Source organism: Microcystis sp. M049S2 (genome assembly GCF_020245625.1).
Taxonomy (GTDB): domain Bacteria; phylum Cyanobacteriota; class Cyanobacteriia; order Cyanobacteriales; family Microcystaceae; genus Microcystis; species Microcystis ichthyoblabe_A.
The window spans coordinates 1-16,157 of the sequence record NZ_JADBUN010000105.1 but is presented as its reverse complement, the minus strand read 5'-3'; the positions used below and the strand labels follow the sequence as shown (position 1 = coordinate 16,157).

Below are 16,157 nucleotides of genomic sequence, written 5' to 3'. Positions count from 1 at the left end.
TTGAGGTGGCCAATTACCTAATTTTCAGAGAAAAAGTACCTGAATTTTCCCCCGATCACTCCCATATCCGGTACTTTTTGATTGACAAAAGGTCTAAAAGTCTTACCCAACAAGGTTTTAAGATTTATTCAGCTAACCCTAACTAAAGACTTGATCGGGATTAATTTGACAGCACAAGCTTTTAATTCTGGTTGCAGGGAAATCGGACAAGCGGCCGGATGGGTGAGACTATTGGCCTCAGAATTTTCTGCCCATAGGGCCCCCCAGTGCATCGGCACAAAGACACAATTAGGAACAATTGCTTTGGTAATTAAAGCGGGAAAACGGGCAGAACCGCGACGAGAACGCACCTCCACCCATTCTCCAGCTTCTATGTCCAATTTTGCCGCATCTTGGGGATGAATTTCCAGAAAAGGTGCGGGGTGCATTTTGACAATTTTCTCGATGCGGCCGGTGCGGGTTTGGGTGTGCCAGTGACCGTACAAACGCCCCACGGTCAAAACTAGGGGATAATCATCGTCCGGGGGTTCCGCTAAACCTTTACTGTGGTAAGCGGCGAAAACAGCACGACCATCGGCAGTATTAAATTTACCATCGGTATAAAGGCGTTTTGCGGCTGTTTTTTGGCTTTTATCTTCATCTTTAACTAAATTATCCAGTAATTCCCCAGAATTAGCGGTTTTAGGGGCAGAAATTTCATCGATGGAATCGGGCCACGGTCGGGGAGTCTCGGCCAGGCGCTCATAATTAATCGCCGTCATATCACAAGGACGTTTATATGTCAACCGGATAAACTCGGAATGTACCTCGGCCGAATCCTTAAAATTAAATTGTGCCTGAAAACCCAAACGGCGACCAACTTCGGCAAAAATTTGCCAATCGGCCTGAGCTTGACCGACGGGAGAGCGAAAAGCTTTATTTAAAGTCACCATACGCTCAGAATTGGTCATTGTTCCGGTTTTTTCGCCCCATTGGGCCGCTGGCAGTAATAAATGAGCGTAGGCGCTGGTTTCTGTGGGATAGTAGGCATCCTGATAAACAGTAAAAGGTGATTTTAACAGAGCCGCCTGGGTGCGTTTTAGATCAGGCATACTAACGGCCGGATTAGTGGCGGCAATCCAAAGAAGTTTGACATCTCCCGTCTCCAAACCAGTAATCATACTCCAAGCGTCGCGACCGGGGACGGGAGAAATCTGACCAGCAGGTAAACCCCAAGCTTGTTCCACTTCGGCCCGGTGTTGGGGATTTTTGACGGAACGATAACCGGGGAGAAGATGGCAGAGGCCGCCGGCTTCCCGTCCTCCCATGGCGTTGGGTTGTCCGGTTAGGGAAAAAGGACCAGCCCCCGGTTTACCGATATTAGCCGTCATTAGGTGTAAATTGATTAAAGTGCGGGCTTTGGCCGTGCCTTCGCTAGATTGATTAATACCCATCGACCAGAGAGAAAGCACTCTTTTTGATTCGGCCCAGTAGCGGGCAGCCTTTTCTAAATCCTCGATGGGGATACCGCATTTATGCGCGACGATTTCGGGGGGATAATGGCGGATAATTTCGGCGTATTTGGGGAAATCCTGGGTGCATTTATCGATAAAATAGGTATCGATCGCACCCCAACCCAGTAACAGGTGAGCAATACCGTTAAATAGGTCAATATCAGTCCCCGGGTTAATGGCTAGGTGGAGATTAGCGGCCTCGGCGGTTTTTGTCCTGCGGGGATCAACGACGATTAATTTCGCTTCTTTGTTACCTTTGAGATACTTGTGCAGACGGTTAAAGATGATGGGGTGACATTCGGCCGTATTTGTCCCCACCAGAAAGGCACAATCGGTTAATTCTAGGTCATTGTAACAGCAGGGGGGACCGTCGGACCCGAAACTGTCCCGATAAGCGGCCACGGCCGAAGACATACAGAGACGGGAATTAGCATCAAAGTTATTGACTCCCAGACAGCCCTTGACCAGTTTTTGGGCGACGTAGTAATCTTCGGTGTGAAATTGTCCCGAACCGTATAAACAGATACTTTCCTTTTCCCCCTGAGCGATTAGAGTTTGGATGCGGTTAACGATGCGATCGAGGGCTTCTTCCCAAGTACAAGGACGGAATTGCTCTTGGAGAGAATCGCGGATCATCGGGGTTTTGAGGCGATTTTTATCGATTGATTCCGCTACGGTGGCCCCTTTAACACAGACCATACCTTGACTGGAGGGGTGGGACTTGTCCCCGAAGACTTTCCATGCTTGTCCGGCCGACGCGGGGGGGGTGACTGTCAAACCACAACCTACTCCACAGTAAGGACATTGGGTTTTTGTAGATTCAGTCATAAGCAGTTGGTCTGATTAGTGGCGCTGTCTTTAGGCATACTAAGATAGTCGTCAGGTTTTCTCGGCGAAATTGTAGTTATTAATACAATTTATTAGAAGCCTTGGCCAAATTGCCATTTTCGTGATGCAAATCGCGCATTAAAACTGGCTAGATAAAAAGCATACACTTGTTCTCGTGCCGAAAAAGAATCGGGATAGGATAATAGTAGTCTCTAGGGTGCGGAAAAAGTTTTCAGCCAGTCATGACCTACGAACCTCTACATCATAAGTATCGTCCCCAAACCTTTGCCGATTTGGTGGGACAATCAGCGATCGCCACGACCCTGAGTAATGCCTTAATCAGTGAGCGAATCGCTCCTGCATACCTATTTACTGGACCCAGAGGCACGGGGAAAACCTCCTCGGCGCGAATTTTAGCCAAATCCCTCAACTGTCTGTCTAGTGACCATCCGACGCCGATTCCCTGCGGTAAATGTTCCGTCTGTCAAGCGATCGCCAATGGTTCCGCTTTAGACGTGATCGAAATTGATGCCGCTAGTAATACCGGTGTGGATAACATTCGGGAAATTATCGAGCGATCGCAATTTGCCCCCGTCCAATGTCGTTATAAAGTCTATGTCATCGATGAATGCCTGACTGGGGATAGCCTTGTTTTCACCGAAACGGGATTAATCCCCATTAATCATCCTGAGATTCTCGGAAAACGAGTTCTCAGTTACAACGAGAGCAGCGGAGAGTGGGAATATAAAAAAGTCCTGCGATGGCTAAACCGAGGCGTAAAAGCAACTTTAACCATTCAAACCAGAAATCGGACGATTAATTGCACTGGTAATCATTTGATTAGAACAGAAAAAGCATGGATACAAGCAAAAAATCTCAAAATCGGCGATCAGATACTATCACCTGTGAATGTGACTGCGGGCAACTCATCTCTAAGTATGGAAGGGATGGACATAACCGACGTTTCGTTTCAGGGCATCAAAACTACGGCAATAGTAACGGAACAAGAGTCTATGACTTGGCCTCTATTTTGCAACAGGCTGAATCCATCAAGCCCTTTTGTCAGTGTGGCTGTGGGGAAAAACTGGAAATTCCCTTGTTTCTCCAACAAAAAGGCAGAGGGATCAAAAGTATTGAATCCTATTGGCAAAGACATCCTTACAAACAAGGACACGGTTTATGGGAAAAGCGAACCAAAAAATTACTGTTCCATCGAGAATCTTTGTCCTCAAACAGCCTCGGACTTATATACGGGACTTTACTCGGAGATGGAACTATCGATTACCCCAACCAAAACAGTCGATGGCCGAGAATACGCTGGAATCATGGCAGTAAACAACAAGAATGGATTGAATACAAAGCCAGTCGTCTTCCAGAGTTACAAATTCAGTCACAAATCGTTGCCAACGGTGGATATGGAGAACTTTCAATCTATGCCCGCAGCGTTTGTCATCCCAGCCTTGGAGAAGTTTTCCAGATGGTCAGACCTCAAGGAGAACGAAAATTTGTTTCCCTCAATTGGCTGGAAAACATCACACCCGAAGGACTGGCTTGGTGGTATATGGATGACGGATCACTCAGTATCACCCCTCACGGAAGCCGTTTTATCCAATTACACACGGAAGGATATTCCCCCGCCGAAAATCAACTTATTGCCGATTGGCTCACTCAAAGAGGTTACGCTACAAAAAGCCTATCCTATACTCGACACAGTACGGGGAAGATCTATCATTACCTCAAAATGGGAGCATCGGCCACAGCCCGATGGATTGCCGATTTACAACCCTATGCAATCCCCTCAATGGCTTACAAATTTCGAGGAAGTGATAGGGATTCAAGAAGGTGACACAGAAAGCGTCTATGACCTAGAAGTGGAGGACAATCATAATTTTGTTGCCAATGGGTTATTAGTTCATAACTGCCATATGCTCAGTACGGCGGCCTTTAATGCTTTGCTGAAAACTCTGGAAGAACCGCCAGATCGAGTGATTTTCGTGCTTGCTACCACTGATCCTCAGCGTGTCTTACCTACCATCATCTCCCGTTGTCAACGCTTTGATTATCGCCGTATTGCTCTCGATGCGATGGTGGCACACCTACAAAAAATCGCCCAAATAGAAGCGATCGATATTAACCTAGAAGCATTAACCCTAGTGGCTCAGATCGCTAACGGTGGTTTACGCGATGCGGAAAGTCTCCTCGATCAATTAAGTTTACTCGCAGGAACGATTACGGCCGAGCGAGTCTGGGATTTGGTCGGTGCAGTCCCCGAAAGAGACCTCTTAACCCTACTTAAAGTCATTCATGGCAATATTCCCGATCAAGTTATCGAACAATGTCGCCATCTGATGAATCGCGGTAAGGAACCTTTAATCGTCTTGCAAAATCTAGCGGGGTTCTATTTAAACCTACTTTTAGCCAAAACCGCCCCTAATCGTCCAGAAATGGTGGCTGTCACTGCTCCCACTTGGCAGGAATTATGTACGGAAGCGCGTACTTGGTCTTTAGAGGAAATTCTCCGCGGTCAACAACTTCTTAAAGACAGCGAAACGCAACTAAAAAACACCACTCAACCCCGTCTCTGGTTAGAAGTCACTCTATTAGGACTGTTACCGCAAGCACAGGTGATTCCTCTAGTTGCCACGGTAGCGCCTTCCCGTCCCCAAACCAGCGCCGAGAGGCCCCCTGAAGTGATCACAGCGCCGGCGCCAGTTAATGAACCGATCAAACCGGCGGTTATCACCCCGACAACTAGCGTCGCAGTGCCGAAAACTGAGGTTAAAACTGTTGCTAGTGATGACAATAATGAACAAATTTGGCAGCAGGTTTTAGAAGTAATGGAACCCCCCACTACTCGCACTCTCTTGCGTCAGCATGGCAGTCTTTTTAATATGGAAGAATCGAGTGCTTATTTAAGCATATCTTCGGAACAATTATTAAAAATGGCCCGGCTACGATTGACTAATATTGAGTCAGCTTTCGAGGCAGTTTTTCAGCGCCGGATTAAAGTTCACTTACAGGTAGGTTCCGCTACTGCTGCCATGGCTGCGGAAGTTTCCCAATCCCCGGCGGCCAGGATACAACCACCACCAGAAACCGCAGCAACTCCACCAATAACTCCCGAAAATAAAGTTATGACCGTGGTTGATATTCCCCCGGTCAAAGAAGCAATTATCGAGAAAAAAGAAGCAAAGATCACTGCATCGGGAACCCCAAAAACTCCTAGCACAGAACTGCCCCAAAAAATCTTAAATTTTGATTCATCTTTAGAGACATTAGATCAAGATGTCGATGTTAGCGAAATTTTGGCGGCCGCTCAAAAGTTAGCGAAATCTTTTGATGGTGAACTGGTCAATATGGGTTATTCAGTGCCAGAAAATTCGGCCGTAGAAACTAAAGTTAATAAGTCTCTGGAAAATATGACTATCGTGCGCGGGAGACCTGATGTTAACGAAATTTTAGATAGTTTGGAGGAGGACGAAGATCTTCCTTTTTAAGGCTATCCCAACGGCTTGTGCTAAACTGATAGGATATGCCACGTCTCAGGATTGGCTATTCTTGCTCAAATTCTAGCTACTAGACCTATGACACCCGAAACTAAGGACAGAATCGATCAATTAGTTCAGAATAACAAAGTTCTTGTGTTCATGAAGGGCAATAAATTAATGCCTCAGTGTGGTTTCTCGAATAACGTCATACAAATTCTCAATATTCTGGGGGTTTCCTACGAAACTGTCGATATTCTGCAAGATCAGGAGTTAAGACAAGGAGTTAAGGAGTATTCCAATTGGCCAACTATTCCCCAAGTCTATATCAACGGTGAATTTATTGGCGGTTCCGACATTATGATCGAACTCTATCAAAATGGGGAACTACAACAAATAGTCGAGGTAGCCTTAGCTTCCTAAAAATTTTCTAGGTTAGGTTAGCTATCCTAACCTAGTTTAAACTTACCAAACAGTAATCAGTGATCAGTAATCAGTGAAAAGACGGCAATTTTCTACTTAGGGTTTGCGGCAAAAAGTACGGGCGAAGCATTCGGGCAATAAGGGACTTGTGTGGGAATAATATCCCAATCGATCGGAGGGCGCAAGCTTTGCGCCCCTACAGTAACGGATTTTGTCCACAATGTAGGGGCGAACTGCGTTCGCCCAAAAGGTACATTATCAAAGCGCAAGTCCCTAACCTATCGGTGAAACCGTAGATTTTCTATCCGAATGCTTCGCCCCTACAGGACGCGGAGTGATAACTGCTAACTGATAACAAATCCGTTTTTAATAGTGTGATTAACTCTCAAGTTATGAATTGTTTCTCCCTTCTCCCCACACCCTACACCCTACACCCCACTCTCCTATACCTTTTAAACAGGATTTAGTATCACTCCCTTTTAAAACTGTCCCTTGAATTCTTCTCTATCTCTTGCTATGAGGAAACTTTGTTGGGGGATACCGATGTGAATTCCCTTCTCCTCAAAAGCAATTTTTAGACGACGACGATACTCTCTTTCTATGTCCCATTGTCGTAATCTTTTGACGACAATTCTGAGCATAATTTCCATTCCTGTGTGAGAAACCCGACTGACACCAGCAACCTGCACGGGATTGATGATATCTTCTTGCCATTGTGGATCTACAGCCATATTTTCAGCGATGGCTGCCATTAAAGCGATCGCCAGATCTGGCTCGGTCTGATAGGCGACTTCGATGGTAAAATCGACCCGCGCCCAATCTTTACTGAGGTTGTGTGCGGTGATAATTTGGTTATGGGCAATAGTGATTAAACGTCCATCGGCAGCCCGCAATTGAGTCGCTCGCAAACTCATATTTTCCACCAAACCGATAAACTCCTGAAACTGGATCATATCACCGACAGTGTATTGGTCTTCAAAGATAATTAGAAAACCGTTAATCCAATCTTTTAAAAGATCCTGAAAGGCAAAGGTGAGCAATGCTCCCACTAAACCGGCTCCCGTGAGTAAAAAGGCGAAAGAAAGGCCCATCCAACTCAAAAAAACCAAAATTCCCAGAAAAATAGCGATAAATGTGATAATTTGTCGCCAAACTTCTAATAAAGTGGGAGCGCGCAGAATCCTCCTTTCCAAATTTTCCGAAAAAACCGCTCCTTCCTCTACCCACTCGCGTAGTCTGGAATTAACGTAGAGATTAACCATATTGCTCACTGATGTCATCAGCAACCAGATGATAAAAATCTGTAAAGGAATACGGATTATTCCGCGTCCTTCTAGCCTAGTTTCAGGAAATACATACAAAATCGCCGCTATTCCGCCAAACCAAAGCAGTATCAGTCCAATAAGAGCCAGTCTTTTCCAGAGAATATTTAACGTCAGTTGTCGCTGAATATCAGCCTGTTGACGGAAATTAGAGGAATCTTCTAGAGAGGCTAAAATCGGCTCTTGGGAGCGATCTTTTCTGGGGGGGGAATTTATGGGTAAATTTTGATCGGATTGCCTTTTAGCTTGTTTTTTGAGGAGATTAAAGCGATTTCTTAGGTGTTTCTGCCACCAAATTGATACCCAGCTTAAGAAAGTTAGCCCCAAAATAATTATAGTGGCAGTCATTACCTGTTGCCGACGAGGGGCGGGCTGACGTTCTTGCCAAGCTTGGAGCAAAGCTGTTTGGATGATTTTAACCCATCTGTCCGCTAAATCGCCAACCGAAGAAGAATCGATCAGGGCATCAACTTCTGTTACTGTCAGAATTACCTGTTGCGGTAAATTCTGGTTATCCTTGGCCACAATCACGGTTAAATTATTGAGAGTCGCCGTACTTACTTGCAGGGTTGTCGGATCGAAACCCCGATTGATAATATTATTTAAACCTCTTTCAATGCGGCTAGCCCGTCTTTCTACCGGGGAGAGTTCCCGGGCCTCAGAAGCGGTAAAATCTTGGGAGGCAATCTGAAATAAGGCAAATCCATCTAGATTCACGGAAGCATATTCTATATCCCCGGCTACAAAAATCCTTGTACCCGTGGGAGATACAAATGGAACCAGAAAATTTTGGCCTAGGGATGGCTGGGGATTAAGAACAAAAATACTAACCAAGAGGCAACCCGCCAATCCTTGAATGACCAGATTGAAAATTTTTCCCCGTTGCCGTCGTCCCATTGCCCAAGTTTCCTTTTTGATTAACAATAATCTTGACTCGCTTTCTCAGCTTATGACAGTTATCTTAATGGTGAGATCAGAAGTTTTCGTTTTGGGGAGTCGGTCGTCTCTCTCCCTTGTCCCCTCTCCCCACTGATTACTGATAACTGGAATCCCCAACCCCCAACATTAGTTAACTTCTCATGTCCAATATACCCCCACAGTGGCGCGAGGAAATAACCTCTTTACCTCCTTGGTTACGGCGTTCACTCGGCAAATCTAGCGAAATTTCCACGGTTCAGCGCATTATCAAACAAAGGAACATTCATACTATCTGCGAGGAGGGTCGCTGTCCCAATCGCGGCGAATGTTATGCCCAAGGTACGGCGACTTTTTTGTTGATGGGTCCCACTTGTACCAGGTCCTGTGCTTTTTGTCAAGTGGATAAGGGTCATGCACCCATGCCTCTCGATGTGGAGGAACCGCAAAAAGTAGCGGAAGCGGTGCAATTGTTAAATTTAAGTTACGTTGTCTTGACTTCTGTAGCTAGAGATGACCTCGAAGACGGCGGAGCCAGTTGGTTTGTGCGGACGATGACGGCCATTCGCGAACTCAATCCCCACACTTTAATTGAGGTGTTAACCCCGGATTTTGCTGGAGGTAAGGGAAGTCAACAGGAACGGGTGGCGACGGTGGTAGGGGCAAAACCTGCCTGTTACAATCACAATATCGAGACGGTGCGCCGTTTGCAAGGACCAGTTAGACGCGGGGCTAAATACGATCGCTCTTTGGCGGTTTTGCGTTATGTTAAGGAAATCGATCGCTCAATTCCGACGAAATCCGGCTTAATGGTCGGTCACGGTGAGACAAAAGAGGAAATTATCGAGACTTTGGCAGATTTACGCGCGATCAACTGCGATCGAGTTACTATTGGTCAATATATGCGTCCTTCTCTGGAACATTTGCTCGTACAGAAATATTGGACTCCCTCAGAATTTAGCGAGTTGGGAGAAATTGCCCAAAAAATGGGGTTTTCTCAGGTTAGATCTGGCCCCCTAGTCCGCAGTTCCTATCATGCGGGAGAGTAAATCAGTGATCAGTTATCAGTTATCAGTTATCAGTGATCAGTTATCAGTTATCAGTTATCAGTTATCAGTTATCAGATGTAAGTTTTAAGTTAATTTTTGTAAATCTACCAAGTTGGGATTTTTACGGGGAAACTCTCGGCTAAAATTGGGCGTTACTTTCGATTTTATCACTCAATCCAAGCCTTTGGGGGGTTCTACCCCCCAAACCCCCCGTTGGGGGCGTGGCGCCGCCCCCAAACCCCCGCGCATTAGTTTTTCGGTGGGATGCTTACACGCAGCTGCTGATACGTCTGTAATAATTTAAGAGTCACTGATAATTGCTGATTGTCGGTATTTTTGCAAATGTTAGATGCACCCTTCCTAATTCCCACTTCCTAATTCCTAATTCCCACTTCCTAATTCCCACTTCCCATTTCATAATTCCTAATTCATAATTCCCTGATCAAAATGAATTTAGAAGCAATCATCCTAGAGGAAATTAAACAATCAGTAGCGGGTCGAATTAGCTTCGAGCGCTGGATGGATTTAGCTCTCTATCACCCTGATTATGGCTATTACACCTCTGGAAAAGTAGAAATTGGCTCAAAAGGAGATTTTTTTACTTCCTCGTCCCTAGGGGCAGATTTTGGTGAATTGTTGGCAGAGCAATTTGTCGAGATGGCGGAATTTTTGGGCAATTCGCGAGGATTTACTTTAGTGGAAGTGGGAGCAGGTTCGGGAATTTTAGCGAAGGATATTCTTGATTATTTAAGTCATAGCTATGCTGATTTTTATCAAAATCTCAGTTATATAATTATTGAACAATCTCAGAAACTCAGGGAAAGACAACAGGCAACTTTAGCGGGATATTCCCCGGTATCTTGGCGAAGTTGGCAGGATTTAGCCGATAATTCCCTTGTGGGTTGTGTGTTTAGTAATGAGTTAATCGATGCTTTTCCTGTCCATCGAGTTGTGATTGAGTCGGGAGAATTGCGAGAAATTTATCTAGGATTGGGGGAATCTTTTCAGGAGATTATCGCAGATTTATCTAATGACAGAATCAAAGATTATTTTGATTTAGTGGGGATAAATATTCCTTCACCACTTTATCCGGAGGGTTATCAAACCGAGGTAAATTTATTAGCTTTAGACTGGTTAGAAACGGTTAATCGGAAACTTGATCGAGGTTATATCTTAACCATAGATTACGGTTACACTGCCGAAAAATATTATCATCCCCAAAGAAGTCAAGGAACCCTACAATGTTATCGACAACATCAGCGTCATGATCATCCTTATTTGTGGGTAGGAGAACAAGATATTACCACTCATGTGGATTTTACTGCTTTACAACGTCAAGGGGAGAAATTAGGCTTAAAAAATCTCGGTTTTACTCAGCAAGGATTATTTTTAATGGCTTTGGGATTAGGAGATAGATTAAATGAACTTTCTCAAGGAAAGAGCGATATATTAACTATATTTCAGCGTCGAGATGCCTTACATCAATTAATAAATCCCACCGGTTTAGGAGGATTTGGAGTGTTAATTCAGGGGAAAGGAGTAGAGGAAAGAATACTTCAGGGATTAAGTAAATAACTAAAAAAAAGGGCTGAATGCTGTTAACTTTCAGCCCCAAAAAATAATTAAGCTCCTACGGATTCTTTAGCGGCATACATTACCTCTAAAGTTATTTCACCAATACCTCGATCGCGGGCGAATTTTTCGGTATTTCGTTTGACTTTCCCCCGCACAAAACCGGGTATTTTCTGTAATTCTGTCGTAGCTTCCTTATTCCAATTTAGGTCAGAATCTGCCGAAATACCCTTAGTAATTACCTCTTTGGTATCATGACCACCGAATATCTCTAATAGGTGATCTTCCATCCCCAAAGTAAAGGAATTATAGACCAAATCGGCGATCTGATTAGTGCCTTCGTAACCTAAGAAAGGTTTATAACCGAGGGGGAAATTTTGGATATGAATAGGTGCGGCAATTACTCCACAGGGAATATCTAAACGTTTGCCCACATGACGTTCCATTTGAGTACCAAATATCGCCGCTGGTTCTAATCGAGCAATAGCATCCCCTATCGCCCCATTATCATCACTAATTAACACTTCATCACAATATTCACTCACTTGTTCCCGGAACCAATCCGCATCATACTTGCAATAAGTACCCGCTAAAACCACATGAATTCCCATCTCCCTGGCGAGAATTTTTGTCATAGCGGCTGCGTGGGTATTATCACCAAAAACCACCGCTTTTTTCCCGGTTAAATTCTGACAGTCAATGGAACGAGAAAACCAAGCAGCTTGGGAGATATGCAGAGTTTGTTCATTGATAAAATCTTCGTAATCTACTGCTGCACCTTGGGGATTAATTACCTCTTGAATTTTGCGAATACAGCGGGCTGTTTCCACCACTCCCATGGGGGTAATATCAACGTAGGGCATGGCGAATTCACTTTCGAGATATTTGGCTGTCATTAATCCCACTTCTCGATAGGGAACCAGATTAAACCAAGCGCGGGGCAGATTTTTTAAGTTTTCCACCGAAGCAGCTTCGGGGATAATTTCGTTAACTTCAATGTCCAAATCTGCCATTAACCGCTTTAATTCCGTGCGATCATGTTGGTTATGGAAACCGAGGGTGGTAATACCGATAATATTAACCGAAGGTTTGGGGGTTTTCTGGGAGATAATTTCCCCTTTTCTCTGGGCCTTATCAAGATAATATTTGATAATTTGATAGAGGGTTTTATCGGCCGCTTGTAGTTCATTATAGCGATAGTGGTTAACATCGGCCAGCAGCACATCTCCTTGGGCATCCTGTCGCGCTCTTTCGACAAAGTTTTGTAAATCCTCTTGGAGAATGCTGGAGGTACAGGTGGGGGTTAAAACGATTAAATCGGGACTTTCTTCGCGATCTTTGCGAACAATATTATCGACGACTTTTTCTTGGGAACCCCGGGCTAAAACATTACGATCGACAATACTAGCAGTGACGGGGGTAAAATTACGCTCCCTTTCCAACATCGAGCGCATGACGTTAAAATAATCGTCTCCCAGAGGAGCGTGCATGATAGCATGAACATTTTTAAAGGAACTGGCGATCCTTAAAGTGCCAATATGAGCGGGACCCGCATACATCCAATAGGCCAATTTCATAGAGGGTTCTCCTACAGTCAGACTTTTTTGATTGTCTCAGACTTTACCGATTTAGGAGTGAACGCTTAACGGAAGATTACAAAAAGTCCCCATGCAGATTAAGTATCTTTTCGGGGAAAAATGACACAAATATTAATGTTAACTTTTTTAACAATTTATGTCATTAGGGCAAAAATTTCTTTACCGACCGCTTGGTAACAAAGCCAACCGAAATTCGACCGGGGGTCGGGATAATCTTTGACGATGACTCCCTTTTCGGCCGCTCGTTCAAAAGCCACTAAACGGGGAATTTCTCGCTTAAATAGCGGTAATTTTGCTTCTTCTAGAGCTTTCCGCGCTTCCCGTCCTGTTTTTGTCCGTGAATCCACTTGGGTTAAAAGAACTCGATAATTATCGGTCATCGTGGACAGCAATTCTGCCGCTTTAATGGTGACATCGATATCGAGATGATTGGGAGTGGTGGGTAAAATTAATAAATCGCTGCCCTGAGCTAAATCTTTTAACTCGTCTGGCTCCGGCCGGGCCTGGGTGTCGACGATAATATGAGTGTATTGTTTCACCAGTCCCGTCGCTCCAGCTTGGGACGCTACCATAAAAGGAAGGGTATCTTCCCGGGACCAATGGAGAGCCGAACGATTTTTATCCGCATCAATCAATAAGGTGGGCGCTTTTTCTTGAAAATAGGCGGCCAAATGAATCGATGTGGTGGTTTTCCCGACCCCTCCCTTCAGTGCTACGACGGAAATAATCATGAACGGCTCGATCGAATAAGTGAGTATTTTCTAGTGTACTCCCAGACGGACTGAAAACCGTTTAAGTTTCCCCCCAGAAAGGCTATCAGTCAGGATTCTAGATTTTTGAGCCTGGCTCTCTCGATATTTTGGTGTAATGTGTTTCTTAATGTTGGATTTTATGTTAGATTTTGGGCTTATGCTCTCCCGATCGATCACTTTTTCTGCTCACCACAACTACGGGAGCGTCTTCAATGTTGAACCAATTCTTAGCAATAGCGATCGCTTTCATGATTGGGTTAACTGGGGAATTAGTCCTCTCTTTACCCACTACTCGTTTATCCGATCAAGAAATCTCCCAACAATTACAGACTATCCCGGGCTGGCAGTTACGAGATCAACGGATTGAAAAAACTTTTAAATTTAACAATTTTATCGAAGCGATCACTTTTGTTAATCGCTTAGTTACTCCGGCTGAATTACTAGGTCATCATCCTGATATTACCATCAATTACAATCGCGTTACTCTTTCCCTCACTACCCATGACGTGGGAGGTTTGAGTAACTTAGATTTTGATTTAGCTCAACAAATCGATCGTCTGATTCCCTAGTTTTAAATCAGCTTTAACCCACACAGCTATCATCTTGACGAATATCCCAACTACCATCAACACGGAATAAAAATAAACAGCGTTTGTCGGGTGTACCGGCAGCAACTAAAGTAATTCTGCCTAACTGTCCCCAAGAACCTCCTAACCCCCCCCTTGTATCGGCCCAACTAGCGCGATAAATTGTACCTTGATTACCCACAGGTCCACTAACTCGGCGTAGGGTAGAATTATTAGTATCGATGCTAACACCGCGAGTGATGGGAGTCCAATCGGTGACATTTTCACATTCGTTTCCTTGCACTTTTGCCACTTTAATCTGTTTGGTTTCACTTTCTGCCATGCACAAAGATAGGGGATAAGAACCTTCTCCCATGGCTTGGTAACGGGTATTTTTCCACTGCTGTGATATTTCAAAGGTGGCGATATTTAAGCGAATCCAAGCCATTAAACGCTGATAAACAGAAAGGGCAATGGTTAAGAGAATTCCTAATAAAATTAAGGTAACTAACATCTCGACTTGAGTTAAGCCAGAGGTGGATTTTTGCCGATGAAAAAGCTGTAGATTGCCAAAATGTTTTCGAGAAAGGTCGAAGATATTCATGAGCCTCATCTTGCCTTTTTATTTTCAATAAATTATGGGATTAGAAAGGAGCAAAAATTAATTTGCTCTAGGATAATCCACATAATTTCTTGCTGTTATTACGGACAAGATTGACTGCGATCACTATTTTTTCTGATATGGGCAAAAATCAGCTAAATAAAAGCAATTTTCTGATTTTTTGCTCAATTTAGTTTATTTGCTCTGTTTATATAGCCAAATGTCCCGCTAACGAGTAAATCCCAATTGTCGTCTGGCCTCAAATAATCCGATCGCCACACTAACGGAAAGATTTAAACTTCTCACCCCCGGTTCTGCCATGGGAATATAAACCGTGTCATCGCACTTATTTAATAAATCTGCCGGAATACCGTCGGTTTCACTGCCAAAAAGTAGCCAATCTCCGCTTTGATAGCTGTATTCCACATAACTGCTGCTGCCGCGCACGCTAAACCCGATCGCTCGTCCGCCGCTCTTTTGTTGATATGCACAGAAATCACCTATTGTCAAGTGGTACATAAGTTTTACATGGGGCCAATAATCTAAGCCGGCCCGCTTCAGATAGCGATCGCTAATTTCAAAACCCAAAGGACCGACTAAATGCAATTCTGTCCTCGTTGCGGCGCAAGTACGGGCAATATTCCCCGTATTTGGGGGAATTTGCGGATTGATTAAAACCACTCGTAAAATCGCTTCAGTCATCAGTTATCGGTTATCAGTTATCGGTTATCAGTTCACTGTTCACAGCAAAAAACTCCCCACCTCTCAATTCATAATTCATAATTTATAATTTATAATTTATAATTCCCACTTCCCTTGGGCGAGGACTAACTATACCGGATTCTGCCCCACCCTAGTCAAACTTATTTTAAATTGGCATAACTATCCATACTCAACGGAACTAAATCGCCATAGATAGTCAAACCTAACAACATTGTTTCATTAGCGGGGATTAACTTGCCTGTGAGAGCGCAAATCTCATTTTTTCTAGCTGTAGCGTTAAATACTGCCCTTATATCACCAGCACAAAACTGAGGTCGATAATCTCCTGATTTCTGCTGAACGAAATTCCATAAGACATCGCGAATGAGTGCTTGATAACCTTGATTGCCGGAAATCTCTTTCAGCTTGTCTTTGAGGACTCTTTCCAGACGAATGCTGGTGACTTCCATCTCGGTAGTGGTGGTGCGTGTGATTGTCCGCATAATTTTTTCTCCCGAATACTAAACCTATTAGTGTTACAAGTGTAGTATAAGAAAGATACCTTTAACAAGCACAACCGGCGAAACCATCACCTCTGCTGCTCTTTTATTGTCACCTCATGGCTATTTTTCCCATTTTTGAACTCTCGAAAATTAATTATGCAACAAGTCCACTGTTAATCCAGTTAGAGTCGAGCCTAAACAGCGATCATAAGTAGGTAGGCGTTAAAAGTTGTCAGATGCCCCCCTTATTAAGCTGTCCTTTAGTCACATCTTTCTTAACATTTCAAACCTTTGTAGCACAAGGCTTTCAAGACTCGGTTAACAATTTGTAATATTCCTTGTTGACAC

13 protein-coding genes are annotated in these 16,157 nt (G+C 44.1%); 6 read left to right on the top strand and 7 right to left on the bottom strand.

Annotation, left to right across the window (positions count from 1 at the left end):
* Positions 1-128 precede the first annotated feature (128 nt).
* Positions 129-2,321 carry a molybdopterin oxidoreductase family protein gene (locus IM496_RS08960; RefSeq protein ID WP_287661760.1) on the bottom strand — a complete coding sequence of 731 codons (2,193 nt, stop codon included), beginning with the start codon at positions 2,319-2,321 and terminating at the stop codon, positions 129-131.
* A 242-nt stretch (positions 2,322-2,563) separates the two neighbouring features.
* Here IM496_RS08960 and dnaX point away from each other — a divergent pair, with 242 nt between their 5' ends.
* Together dnaX and grxD are read left to right on the top strand one after the other, a co-directional pair.
* Positions 2,564-5,818, top strand: a complete 3,255-nt coding sequence (gene dnaX, locus IM496_RS08950) for a DNA polymerase III subunit gamma/tau (protein ID WP_353737631.1) — start codon at positions 2,564-2,566, stop codon at positions 5,816-5,818.
* 87 nt (positions 5,819-5,905) lie between these two features.
* On the top strand, positions 5,906-6,229 hold the full coding sequence (gene grxD, locus IM496_RS08945) for a Grx4 family monothiol glutaredoxin (protein ID WP_002770648.1): 324 nt from the start codon (positions 5,906-5,908) through the stop codon (positions 6,227-6,229).
* Positions 6,230-6,708: 479 nt separating this feature from the next.
* Here grxD and IM496_RS08940 read toward each other — a convergent pair whose 3' ends face one another.
* Positions 6,709-8,448, bottom strand: coding sequence for a mechanosensitive ion channel family protein (locus tag IM496_RS08940; RefSeq protein WP_287661759.1), 1,740 nt, complete (start codon positions 8,446-8,448; stop codon positions 6,709-6,711).
* 182 nt (positions 8,449-8,630) lie between these two features.
* Here IM496_RS08940 and lipA point away from each other — a divergent pair, with 182 nt between their 5' ends.
* From lipA to IM496_RS08925, 3 genes are all read left to right on the top strand, one after another.
* The gene (lipA, locus tag IM496_RS08935) at positions 8,631-9,515 is read left to right on the top strand and encodes a lipoyl synthase (RefSeq protein WP_287661758.1); all 885 of its coding nucleotides are present in this window, start codon (positions 8,631-8,633) and stop codon (positions 9,513-9,515) included.
* A gap of 112 nt (positions 9,516-9,627) precedes the next feature.
* Positions 9,628-9,819: a hypothetical protein gene (locus tag IM496_RS08930; protein ID WP_159250034.1), complete on the top strand. Its 192-nt coding sequence runs from the start codon at positions 9,628-9,630 to the stop codon at positions 9,817-9,819.
* 143 nt (positions 9,820-9,962) lie between these two features.
* Positions 9,963-11,090 carry a class I SAM-dependent methyltransferase gene (locus tag IM496_RS08925; protein ID WP_287661757.1) on the top strand — a complete coding sequence of 376 codons (1,128 nt, stop codon included), beginning with the start codon at positions 9,963-9,965 and terminating at the stop codon, positions 11,088-11,090.
* 47 nt (positions 11,091-11,137) lie between these two features.
* Here IM496_RS08925 and bchB read toward each other — a convergent pair whose 3' ends face one another.
* Together bchB and IM496_RS08915 are read right to left on the bottom strand one after the other, a co-directional pair.
* Positions 11,138-12,664: a ferredoxin:protochlorophyllide reductase (ATP-dependent) subunit B gene (gene bchB, locus IM496_RS08920; RefSeq protein ID WP_287661756.1), complete on the bottom strand. Its 1,527-nt coding sequence runs from the start codon at positions 12,662-12,664 to the stop codon at positions 11,138-11,140.
* A gap of 155 nt (positions 12,665-12,819) precedes the next feature.
* On the bottom strand, positions 12,820-13,416 hold the full coding sequence (locus tag IM496_RS08915; protein WP_002740297.1) for a nucleotide-binding protein: 597 nt from the start codon (positions 13,414-13,416) through the stop codon (positions 12,820-12,822).
* Between the two features lie 233 nt (positions 13,417-13,649).
* On the opposite strand from IM496_RS08915, the gene IM496_RS08910 reads away from it, so the two are divergent.
* A complete protein-coding gene (locus IM496_RS08910; protein ID WP_287661755.1) occupies positions 13,650-14,006 on the top strand; it encodes a 4a-hydroxytetrahydrobiopterin dehydratase in 357 nt (118 codons plus the stop codon).
* Between the two features lie 13 nt (positions 14,007-14,019).
* On the opposite strand, the gene IM496_RS08905 is transcribed toward IM496_RS08910, so the two are convergent.
* The 3 genes from IM496_RS08905 to IM496_RS08895 form a co-directional block, all read right to left on the bottom strand.
* On the bottom strand, positions 14,020-14,607 hold the full coding sequence (locus tag IM496_RS08905) for a prepilin-type cleavage/methylation domain-containing protein (RefSeq protein WP_194017648.1): 588 nt from the start codon (positions 14,605-14,607) through the stop codon (positions 14,020-14,022).
* A gap of 225 nt (positions 14,608-14,832) precedes the next feature.
* Positions 14,833-15,306, bottom strand: a complete 474-nt coding sequence (locus IM496_RS08900; protein ID WP_194017650.1) for a tRNA (cytidine(34)-2'-O)-methyltransferase — start codon at positions 15,304-15,306, stop codon at positions 14,833-14,835.
* A gap of 161 nt (positions 15,307-15,467) precedes the next feature.
* A complete protein-coding gene (locus IM496_RS08895) occupies positions 15,468-15,809 on the bottom strand; it encodes a hypothetical protein (RefSeq protein ID WP_194017652.1) in 342 nt (113 codons plus the stop codon).
* Positions 15,810-16,157: the final 348 nt, after the last annotated feature.